Source organism: Citreicella sp. C3M06 (assembly GCF_018860705.1).
In the GTDB taxonomy this organism is placed as follows: Bacteria; Pseudomonadota; Alphaproteobacteria; order Rhodobacterales; family Rhodobacteraceae; genus Salipiger.
The window spans coordinates 1-9,774 of the sequence record NZ_JAHKQA010000007.1 but is presented as its reverse complement, the minus strand read 5'-3'; the positions used below and the strand labels follow the sequence as shown (position 1 = coordinate 9,774).

At 64.0% G+C, this 9,774-nt stretch carries 8 protein-coding genes and 2 pseudogenes; 6 read left to right on the top strand and 4 right to left on the bottom strand.

Features of this window, described 5'->3' with window-relative positions; all coding sequences use genetic code 11:
• Window positions 1–43 precede the first annotated feature (43 nt).
• The 4 genes from trxA to KO516_RS02160 all read left to right on the top strand — a co-directional run bounded on the left by trxA (window position 44) and on the right by KO516_RS02160 (window position 3,392).
• A complete protein-coding gene (trxA, locus tag KO516_RS02175; RefSeq protein WP_216002173.1) occupies window positions 44–364 on the top strand; it encodes a thioredoxin in 321 nt (106 codons plus the stop codon).
• A 303-nt stretch (window positions 365–667) separates the two neighbouring features.
• Window positions 668–1,225: an ATP-dependent protease subunit HslV gene (hslV, locus tag KO516_RS02170; protein ID WP_216002172.1), complete on the top strand. Its 558-nt coding sequence runs from the start codon at window positions 668–670 to the stop codon at window positions 1,223–1,225.
• 11 nt (window positions 1,226–1,236) lie between these two features.
• Window positions 1,237–2,541 (top strand): ATP-dependent protease ATPase subunit HslU, encoded by a 1,305-nt coding sequence (gene hslU / locus KO516_RS02165; RefSeq protein ID WP_216002171.1) that lies wholly within the window; start codon window positions 1,237–1,239, stop codon window positions 2,539–2,541.
• A gap of 173 nt (window positions 2,542–2,714) precedes the next feature.
• A complete protein-coding gene (locus KO516_RS02160; RefSeq protein ID WP_216002170.1) occupies window positions 2,715–3,392 on the top strand; it encodes a D-lyxose/D-mannose family sugar isomerase in 678 nt (225 codons plus the stop codon).
• On the opposite strand, the gene KO516_RS02155 is transcribed toward KO516_RS02160, so the two are convergent.
• Both KO516_RS02155 and KO516_RS02150 read right to left on the bottom strand, forming a co-directional pair.
• The gene (locus tag KO516_RS02155) at window positions 3,374–4,384 is read right to left on the bottom strand and encodes a P1 family peptidase (RefSeq protein WP_216002169.1); all 1,011 of its coding nucleotides are present in this window, start codon (window positions 4,382–4,384) and stop codon (window positions 3,374–3,376) included. The two genes, KO516_RS02160 and KO516_RS02155, sit on opposite strands and share 19 nt — an antisense overlap.
• A gap of 471 nt (window positions 4,385–4,855) precedes the next feature.
• Entirely contained in the window at window positions 4,856–5,362 is a 507-nt protein-coding gene (locus KO516_RS02150; RefSeq protein ID WP_216002168.1) for a hypothetical protein, read from the bottom strand.
• 194 nt (window positions 5,363–5,556) lie between these two features.
• On the opposite strand from KO516_RS02150, the gene KO516_RS02145 reads away from it, so the two are divergent.
• A complete protein-coding gene (locus tag KO516_RS02145; protein WP_216002167.1) occupies window positions 5,557–7,467 on the top strand; it encodes a calcium-binding protein in 1,911 nt (636 codons plus the stop codon).
• 109 nt (window positions 7,468–7,576) lie between these two features.
• Here the strand turns inward: KO516_RS02145 and KO516_RS02140 are convergent, their stop codons facing one another.
• Complete coding sequence (locus KO516_RS02140) at window positions 7,577–8,551, bottom strand: bile acid:sodium symporter family protein (protein WP_216002166.1); 975 nt, start codon at window positions 8,549–8,551, stop codon at window positions 7,577–7,579.
• Between the two features lie 28 nt (window positions 8,552–8,579).
• Window positions 8,580–8,963 (bottom strand): annotated as a pseudogene (locus KO516_RS02135) (gamma-glutamyltransferase); the annotation flags it as partial.
• Between the two features lie 70 nt (window positions 8,964–9,033).
• Between KO516_RS02135 and KO516_RS24005 the strand changes: the two are divergent.
• Window positions 9,034–9,774 (top strand): annotated as a pseudogene (locus tag KO516_RS24005) (transposase); the annotation flags it as partial.

The window sequence follows — 9,774 nt, the reverse complement described above, 5'->3', positions numbered from 1 at the left end:
GCTCCTCAAGTTTCAGCTGCCAGAACCCGCAAGGAGAGTCTCCATGGCCACCGTTCCCGTCACCGACGCAACGTTCGACGAAGAAGTTAAGGGCTCCGACATTCCTGTCGTGGTCGATTTCTGGGCCGAATGGTGCGGCCCCTGCAAGCAGATCGGCCCGGCGCTCGAAGAGCTATCTGTGCAGTATGAGGGCAAGATCAAGGTTGCCAAGATCGACGTCGACAAGGATCAGGTCATGGCCGCCCAGCTGGGTGTGCGCGGCATCCCGGCGCTGTTCCTGTTCAAGGATGGCGAAGTGATCTCGAACCGCACCGGCGCAGCGCCCAAGGCCTCGCTGGAAAGCTGGATCAAGGACGCGATCTGAGCTGCAACGCCTTTGAGGCCACAAAAGGCGCGCCCTGCGACAGGCGCGCCTTTATTATGTGCAGCGCTGGAGGAGAGGACGGAGGGGGGCCAGCCCCCCGCCTGCGGCTCCCCCCGAGTTTATCAGGCAAGATGAAGAGCGGACGCGGCGCCTGCCTTGTGCTGGTTCTCTAAATCTTCATGACCGGGCGTGCGCGCATTTCAATCTGTGCCCTGCTGCCCTATGTCGCTGTGGGGTCGCGTTGCCTTGCGTGGGCGGCGCAGGGCCCCCATATGGCCCCCGACACGACTTGAGGAGACGACAATGGCCGATCAGGAATTCCCCGGCTGGCATGGCACCACGATCATCGGCGTGCGCAAGGGCGGCCAGGTGGTGGTTGCGGGCGACGGGCAGGTCTCGCTTGGCCAGACCGTGATCAAGGGCACCGCGCGCAAGGTGCGGCGGCTGTCTCCGGGCGGCTCGGATGTGGTCTGCGGATTTGCCGGGTCGACGGCGGATGCGTTCACCCTGCTGGAGCGGCTTGAAGGCAAGCTGGAAAAGACCCCCGGCCAGTTGCAGCGCGCCTGTGTCGAACTGGCCAAGGACTGGCGGACGGATAAGTACCTGTCGAAGCTCGAGGCGATGCTCATCGTCACCGATGGTGCGGACCTGTATGTGATCACCGGTGCCGGTGACGTTCTGGAGCCGGAACATGATGTTGCGGCCATCGGATCAGGCGGAAATTACGCGCTGGCAGCGGCGCGGGCGATGATGGACAGCGACAAGTCTGCCGAAGAGGTGGCACGCGCCGCCATGGCAATTGCGGCCGACATCTGCGTCTACACCAACGGCAAGCTGACCGTCGAAACGATCTCTGGCTGAGAGGACACACCATGACAGACCTGACCCCCCGCGAGATCGTCTCGGAGCTGGACCGCTTCATCATCGGACAGAAGGATGCCAAGCGCGCCGTGGCCGTCGCCCTGCGCAACCGTTGGCGGCGCAAGCAGTTGTCTGCGGATCTGCGCGATGAGGTGTATCCCAAGAACATCCTGATGATCGGCCCGACCGGCGTCGGCAAGACCGAAATCTCGCGCCGCCTTGCCAAACTGGCGCGCGCGCCCTTCATCAAGGTCGAGGCGACCAAGTTCACCGAGGTCGGCTATGTCGGCCGTGACGTGGAACAGATCATTCGCGATCTGACCGACAGCGCCATCGCCCTGACCCGCGAGTACATGCGCGAGGATGTAAAGGCTGCTGCGCACAAGGCTGCCGAAGATCGCGTGATCGAGGCCATCGCCGGCAGCGATGCGCGCGAGGGCACCCGCGAGATGTTCCGCAAAAAACTTCGCAATGGCGAGCTTGATGACACCGAGATCGAGCTTGACGTCGCCGAAACCGCCAGCCCGTTTGGTGGGATGGAGATCCCCGGCCAGCCCGGCCAGATGGGGATGATGAACCTCGGCGATATCTTCGGGAAGGCCTTTGGTGCGCGCAAGACCCGCAAGACGCTGCGGGTTGCGGAGAGCTATGAGCTTCTGATTCAGGAAGAAGCCGACAAGCTGCTGGATGACGAGGTGGTCAAGAAGGCCGCCGTCGAGGCTGTCGAGCAGAACGGCATCGTTTTTCTTGATGAGATCGACAAGGTGGCGGCGCGGCAGGAGACCCGTGGCGGAGACGTCTCGCGCGAAGGCGTGCAGCGCGATCTGCTGCCGCTGATCGAGGGCACGACGGTGAGCACCAAGCACGGCCCCGTGAAGACCGATCATATTCTGTTCATCGCCTCAGGCGCGTTTCACATCGCCAAGCCGTCGGATCTGCTGCCGGAACTGCAGGGCCGCCTGCCAATTCGGGTGAACCTGCGCCCGCTGACCGAAGGTGATTTCGTCCGCATCCTGACCGAGACCGACAACGCGCTGACCCGCCAGTATACCGCGTTGATGGCCACCGAAGAAGTGACGGTGAGCTTCACCGACGACGGCATTCACGCGCTGGCCCGCATCGCCCAATCGGTGAACGAGAGCGTCGAGAACATCGGTGCGCGGCGCCTCTATACGGTGATGGAGCGTGTGTTCGAGGAGCTGTCCTTTACCGCACCCGACCGCGCCGGCGATGTCGTGACGGTGGACGCAGCGTTCGTCGAGAAGTATCTTGGCGAGCTGACCCGGTCCGCAGACCTGAGCCGCTACGTGCTCTGACGCTGCTCCAGCGAGGGGCCAGCGCCTCGCGCTCCCCGGGATATTTGAGGCCAGAAGAAAGGAGGGGTGCCCGTGGCTTCTTCTGGCCATAAATATCCCCGCCGGAGGCAGCCCTCCCCTGTCACCGGGCACATCGCCGGAGTAGGGTTGCGCCGGATTACAGGAGGATCACCATGAAACGTTCCCGCATCAATGAAATCATCCGGGAAGGCGATGCCTTCATCCGGTCTTTCGGCTATAGTCTGCCGCCCTTTGCCTACTGGTCGCCGGACGACCTCAAATCCGCAGATCACGCCCAGATCAAGGCGCGGCGCATGGGTTGGGACATCACCGATTACGGCGCGGGCGAATACGACAAGATGGGTCTGTTCCTGTTTACCACCCGCAATGGGCTATCCGAAGATCTCGGTCAGCGCAGCGCCATGCTTTATGCCGAGAAGATCATGATCTCGAAGCGGGATCAGCTCAGCCCGAACCACCACCACCTGCTCAAGGTCGAGGACATCATCAATCGCGGCGGCGGCACGTTGGTGATCGAGGTGCACAACCGGCTCGAGGACGGGACCGTCGACCGTAAGGGCGATGTGCGACTGACCTGTGACGGCATTGATCGGGTTCTGCCGGCGGGCGGCCATCTGAAGCTTGAGCCGGGCGAGTCGGTAACGCTGTATCCGCACACGTGGCACGCCTTCTGGGGCGAGGGCGGCGATGTGCTGATCGGCGAAGTCTCCACGGTCAACGACGACACTTCCGACAATATCTTCGAGATGGACATCGGGCGGTTCTCGACCATCGACGAGGATGAAGCGCCGCTGCACCTTCTGGTATCGGATTACGACGACCGGCTCTGAAGCTCGGCGCGCAGCGTCGGGAGCGTGTCTTTTGGCGCAGGCGTCGCTTCCCACACGGCACGGGCGATGGCGCGCGACAGGCACAGGCTTGCCGCGTGGCCAATTGCGGCAAGCTGCATCCCCGGCGCGACCAGCGCCTTGTGGCCGGTGGCGGCGGAGAACACGAGGTCTCCGTCCATCGGCGAATGCGCTGGCAGAATGGCGCGCCCGATGCCGTCATGGGCTGCGACCGCCATCCGGTGGCATTGCGCCTTGTCCAGATCTGCATCGGTGGCCACCACCGCGATGGTGGTGTTGCCCAGCCCTGCCATGGCGCTTGCCTTGCGCGACGCCGGCAGGATGATATCCGGCACCGGGTCGATGCCAAGCCCGCCGAATTCGCCGTCGATCTCGAAGGGCGCCGCCCAGAAATGCCGCCCCGAGGGCGTGGTGACGCTGCCCATTGGGTTCACGGCCACCAGCGCACCAACGGTGATGCCGTCTTCCAGCACAAGACTGGCCGAGCCCAGCCCGCCCTTGTGCATCGCGGTCTGCGCGCCGCAGCCAGTTCCGACGCTGCCGAGTTCAAAGCGTGGCCCCGCCGCCGCCAGCGCCGCGCGGCCTAGCGCCGGGTAGGGGTTTTCGCCCCATGCCTTGTCGCCGCCGTTGAGCAGGTCGAACAGGATCGCCGCAGGCACGATCGGCACGCGGGCCGACAGGATCTGAAACCCGCGCCCGGCCCCGTGCAGCGCGTCCATCACGCCCTGAGCGGCGGCCAGCCCAAAGGCGCTGCCCCCCGACAGCACCAGCGCATCGACGCCGGGCGCGCTTTTGTCGGGGGCGAGCAGGTCGGTCTCACGCGTGCCCGGCGCGCCGCCCATCACCGCCACCGAAGCCACAAACGGCGCCTCGGCCGTGACCACGCTGACGCCGGATTTCAGCGCCGCATCCTCGGCGTTGCCGACGCGCAGCCCCGCGACATCACTGATCAGGTTGAGAGGGCCGGGTTGCATGATACCTCCGTTATGCATGGTGCAGACCATACAGGGTTCAAAGCTGCGCACCACCAGCTACAGCTTTGCCTGCGCGGTTTTGGCTACGCCCACCGGGCAGCCGAACCGGGTATGCCCTGCGCATCGGGCAGCAAGCGGGTTTGCATGGTCGGCGCGACAAGCTGGTAGCGAGCGATTGCCAGCAGGCGGCGCGTAAGACGCCGTGTGCGCTTTTGCGCGCCCTGAGACCGCCTTTGATTGAGTGAACGGGCTGACCAGCGGTTTCCGGGTCATTTGCGCCCCTGAAGCTGGGCAGAATGCAAGAGGCCCCGCCGCCTTGCACAGCCAGACCAGCGCCATGAGCCACAGCTTGCGCCTGCCCGGCGAAATAGCCGCGGTGGTCGGTGCTTTGGTGAAGACGCGACTCGCCCAGCGGCCACGGACCAGCGCTTTTAACCCACGATTTCAGCGCCCCCGCGCAATTGCGCGACGTCAGTAGCGCGCCGAGACGCCGAAGCGAATGTCGGTGATCCCGGTGCCGTAGCGGGTGGCGTGCAGCCCCAGCCGCAGATCGGCGGTCAGGGGCAGATCGAGCCCCGCGCCGACATAGGCGGTGACGTCGGAAAACACCTCGGTGCGCGCGATCAGCGCCGAGCGGTAGCGCGCCCGCATGTGGCTGGCAAGCAGCCCAAGCGATGCGTCCGCAACCGCGCCGCCGCGCCACAGCTCATGGCGATGACCCAGTTCGGCCCATCCCGACAGTTGGCGCAGCGTCAGCTTGCCCGGATCGACAAAGATCCCCACGCCATCCGGCAGGTGGTATTTCTGCTGACCTAGCGCCGCTCCGCTGCGCAGGTATCCCATGCCGGACCAGACCGGCAGCGTCGTTTCCACCCCAAGCTCCCAACCGCCCGGCACCGCGAGCGACAGGCTGCCAAGCGTCAGATCAAGCCCGCTGATATCGGCCGTGCCAAGAAACCCCTTGGTCAGGCGCTGCATGGCCACCTCGGCAAAGGCAGCATGACCATTCGACAAAATGACCCGTATCTCTGGCTGGCCTGAGAGCGCAGGACATGCCACAAATGCGCTGACCAATGCTATTATGGCTTTGAAGCAAGACATCGACCTCGATTTTTCAGTGCACGTGCATACGCGCAGAACGTCTTTAACGATCCTACCGAGGGAATGGAGCCATGGCCTATACGATTACCACGTCGCTTGATGCGCTGCTTGAGCTTTCATCTGGAATTGACCTGAGCGCCATCGCCGCAGTGTCTCTCGAACATGAGGACGCGCTGTTCGATCTTATTGATCTTGAAGCCGATCTTGTCCTGACAACCATCAGCTCCACGCTTCTCGAGGGCAGCTATGGCCCCTATGCCATGACGCTGACCGGCTCTGGTATCGGTCCGGTCAATTCCGCCGCCGCCCTGCTGAACGCCATCGAGACCGGCACCGCGGACGGTAGCTACGAGACGCTGCGGATTTCGCTCAGCGGCACCGAGATCCTGTCGATCATGGTCGACGCCGATGGCGCGGTGATCACCACCGGCGACGTCGTTCTGAGCCTTGACGCGGCGCTGCCGCTGACCTTCGCCGCCGCCCAGGACGTGGTTCTGGCCATCGACCTCCTGTTGGCGGATGCGCAGGGCGAACCCGTCTCGGGCGATCAGGTGATGGCGGCGCAGGCGCTGCTGAGCACCTATTCGGTCAGCCGCCTCGCGCTGAGCGAAGCTGGCACCGAACTGGCACAAATCGACCTGTCGGAAGATGGTATCGCCATCACCCTCGCGGGCTATACGCTGGCAATCGACGGGCCGGACCTGTCGAACCTCGACAGCCTCGCCCTGCTTGCCTTCTACACCGAAGACCTGTCGGACATTAGCATCACCGGCGCGACCCTGCTTCGCGATGGCGTGGTGCTGGCCTCGGCCACCGGCGATCTGTTCACCGGCCCCGGCGAGTTGGTGGTCGATGGCATGGTGTTCGACCAGTTTCTTGCCGACCTGCCGATTGTCGGTCTGGAACAGGATACCCTGTTCGAAACCGATCCCCTCGGCGGCGCAGCGGTCGTGCTGGGCTTTGGCGGGGCCGATACGATTCTTGGCAGCACGGCGGGCGACGCCTTGTTCGGCGGCGATCAGGGCGACGAAATCAACGCTGGCGGCGGCAATGACACGGTGTTCGGCGGCAATGGCCAAGACCTCGTGATGCTTGGCAACGGTGACGATCTGTTCATCGATAACGGCCAGATCAGCTTTGGCGACGACACGGTGTTCGGCAACGCCGGCAATGACACGCTGCGCGGGGGCGGCGGCAATGACGATCTGCGCGGCCAGCGTGGCAATGACGTGCTGTCCGGTGGCATCGGAGACGACGTTCTGCGCGGCAACGAAGGCTTTGACACGCTGCGGGGCGGCGCCGGAGACGATACGGTGATCGCGGGCGACGGGCGCGACCTTGTGTTCATGGGTGGCGGAGATGATCTGTTCGCCGACAATGGCCAGGGCGGGGCCATCGGCAGCGATACGGTCTATGCCAACGCCGGCAGTGACACCATTGGCGGGGGTGCCGGCAATGACCGCTTCTTCGGGCAAGACGGCGCGGATCTGATCTTTGGGCGGCTCGGCAACGACCGGCTGTTCGGCGGCAACCAGAACGACACGATGCTGGGCGGCGATGGCAGCGACACCATCGCCGGCGGCAACGGCAATGACAGGTCTTTTGGCGGCAACGGCAACGACATCTGGTTCGACAATGCGCAGGTCGCCTTCGGCAACGACTACGCGGTCGGCGGCAATGGCAACGACACGTTTTTCGCCGGAGGCGGCGACGATACCCTTGTTGGCGGGGGCGGCGGCGATACCTTCGATTTCACATCGGCCAGCGGAACCGACGAGATCGACGATTATCAACTTGGGATCGACAGTTTTGTCGTCACCTCGGATGACTGGGCCAGCCGGAGCCTGTTTTCCGTCGCGGCGGACGATGGCATGGGCGGCATGATCACCAGCGTCGGGTTCGCATTCTCGGGCGGCGACCGCATCCTGTTCTGGGGCATCGAGGACAGCGCAGCCCTCGAAACAGACGTGGTTCTGGTCTGATCGTTCGCGTCGGGCGACAAAGCCGAAAGAGAGTCATCACGCGACGCAGCAGATCAGCGGGCTTCGTCATGATTGCAGCCCTTGCAAACCCAAGGATCGCCGCCCTGCGCTATCCCGCCGTTGCCAGCCGCGCGGCGGCTTTTTGCGACAGGAAGGCGCAGACCAGCAGTTGTGACATATGGTAGATCATCAGCGGGAGCACGATCGCGGCCAGATTTTCAGGCGCAAACAGCGCCGTCGCAATCGGCAACCCGGATGCAAGGCTTTTGGTCGACCCGCAATAAAACAGCGCCGCGCGGTCTGCCGCCGGCAGTCCCGCCGCCCGCCCTGCCCAGACCATCAGCGACATGGTGATGGTCAGAAACCCCAGCACGATGATTGCGAGAACAATCAGCGACATCAGCGGCAAGGATGCCCACAGCCCCGACACCGTGCCCGCGCTGAACGCCGAGAACACGATCAGCAAGATCGCTCCCCGATCGACGATCAGCGTTAGCATCTTGTGTTTGCGCACGTGATGACCAACCCACGGACGCGCCAGTTGCCCAACCACAAAGGGCAGCAGGATCTGCGTTGCGATCTTGATGACCGCATCCAGCTGGATGCCCCCGTCGCCGGTGTGCAGCAAGGTTGCCACCAGCAGCGGCGTCAGCACCACGCCCACGAGGTTCGACACCGATGCCGCGCAGATCGCCGCCGGCACGTTGCCCCCGGACATCGACGTGAAGGCGATCGAGCTTTGCACCGTCGATGGCAGCACCGCCAGAAACATCAGGCCCAGCGTCACCGTTGCCCCCAACAGCGGACCGGCCACAAATGACAGCGCCACCCCCACGAGCGGAAACATCAGATAGGTGGCGGCGAGGGTCATGCCCTGCAGCTTCCAGTTGGTCAGCCCCGCCCTGACCGCGCCGGAATCCAGCTTGGCGCCATACAGAAAGAACAGCAGCGCGACCGCCCAATAGGTGACATGCCCGAGGATCGCCGCCGCAAATCCCTGTGCCGGGGCAAGCAGCGCAAGCGCCACCGTCCCCAGCAAGAGCAGCATGTAAGTGTCGATGCCAAGGCGTTTGAGAAAGCTCATTGTCGTCGGTTCCTTCTGGCGGCCGGGCTCAGAAGCCCGCGGCCTGGCCATCCTTGCGTGGGTCTGATCCGGCGGCATACCCGCCTTCGGGCAGGCGATGCACCAACTGCGCGCCACCAAAGCCAAAAGCATTGTCCGGGGCTTCGATGATGACCTCATGCCCCAGCGCGCGCAGGCCGTCCACCACCTCGGGCGACAAACTGGGCTCGCAGGCGACGTTCAGCCCGTCCAACAAGCGCCAGCGCGGCGCATCGGCGGCGGTCTGCACGTCCTGACCCCACAGCTGGGTGCGCAGGAACAGCTGCACGTGTCCTTGCGCCTAATTTGGGCCGCCCATCATGCCAAAGGCCATCAACGGGGCGCCCTGTTGCATCGCAAAGCTAGGGATGATGGTGTGGAACGGGCGCTTGCCCCCGGTCTTGCCCCACTGAAGTGGTCTACCCTTTGGGATAGTTTATCCCGTATTACGAAGGACTACGACGATGGCAGGCAAACGAGAGAAGCCCGAAGACATCATGACGAAGCTGCGGCAGGTCGAGGGTCGGCAGGGTCAGGGCGTGAAGATCGCGGACGCAGTTCGGCAGATTGGCGTGAGCCAGCGGAGCTTTTACCGATGGCGACGTGGATATGGCGGCATGAGCCGAGATCAGCGCAAGCGGTTGCAGGAGCTAAAGCAGGAGAATGCCCGGCTCCGGCGTGCGGTCTCGGGTCTGACGCTGGACAAGCTCATTTTGTCCGAGGCCGCACGGGGAAACGACTGAGCCCTTCACGCCGCCGGCGTTGCATCGATCATATCCGGCAGGAACTCGGCGTTTCCGAGCGCCGCGCCTGCCGGGCCTTGGGGCAGCATCGTTCCAGCGCAAGATCCCCGTCGGCCTCCCTGATGAAGAGCGCCTGACAGCGGACATCATCGAACTGGCACGCCTCTATGCTCGCTACGGCTATCGGCAGGGTACCGGGATGCGGGTTCAGGCCGGATGGTGCGTGACCCACAAGCCTGTGGACCGAATATGGCGGCGTGAAGGGCTCAAGGTCCCGCCGAAACAGAAGAAACGCGGCCGGCTCTGGCTGGTCGATGGATCTTGCGTGCGGCTCAGGCTCGGAACGAGCGAACCACGTCTGGTCCCATGACTTCGTCCAGGACCGAACAGCGGATGGGCGCGCCTACCGCATGCTCGACATAATCGACGACTGTACCCGGGAATGCCTAGGGTCAGGATGCA

What these genes read in the sequence shown, in the direction of transcription:
- KO516_RS02160 (WP_216002170.1), top strand. Translation starts at nt 2,715, where the DNA reads ATGAAACGTTCCCGCATCAATGAAATCATCCGGGAAGGCGATGCCTTC.
- KO516_RS02150 (WP_216002168.1), bottom strand. Translation starts at nt 5,362, where the DNA reads ATGCAGCGCCTGACCAAGGGGTTTCTTGGCACGGCCGATATCAGCGGG.
- hslV (WP_216002172.1), top strand. Translation starts at nt 668, where the DNA reads ATGGCCGATCAGGAATTCCCCGGCTGGCATGGCACCACGATCATCGGC.
- hslU (WP_216002171.1), top strand. Translation starts at nt 1,237, where the DNA reads ATGACAGACCTGACCCCCCGCGAGATCGTCTCGGAGCTGGACCGCTTC.
- trxA (WP_216002173.1), top strand. Translation starts at nt 44, where the DNA reads ATGGCCACCGTTCCCGTCACCGACGCAACGTTCGACGAAGAAGTTAAG.
- KO516_RS02155 (WP_216002169.1), bottom strand. Translation starts at nt 4,384, where the DNA reads ATGCAACCCGGCCCTCTCAACCTGATCAGTGATGTCGCGGGGCTGCGC.
- KO516_RS02145 (WP_216002167.1), top strand. Translation starts at nt 5,557, where the DNA reads ATGGCCTATACGATTACCACGTCGCTTGATGCGCTGCTTGAGCTTTCA.
- KO516_RS02140 (WP_216002166.1), bottom strand. Translation starts at nt 8,551, where the DNA reads ATGAGCTTTCTCAAACGCCTTGGCATCGACACTTACATGCTGCTCTTG.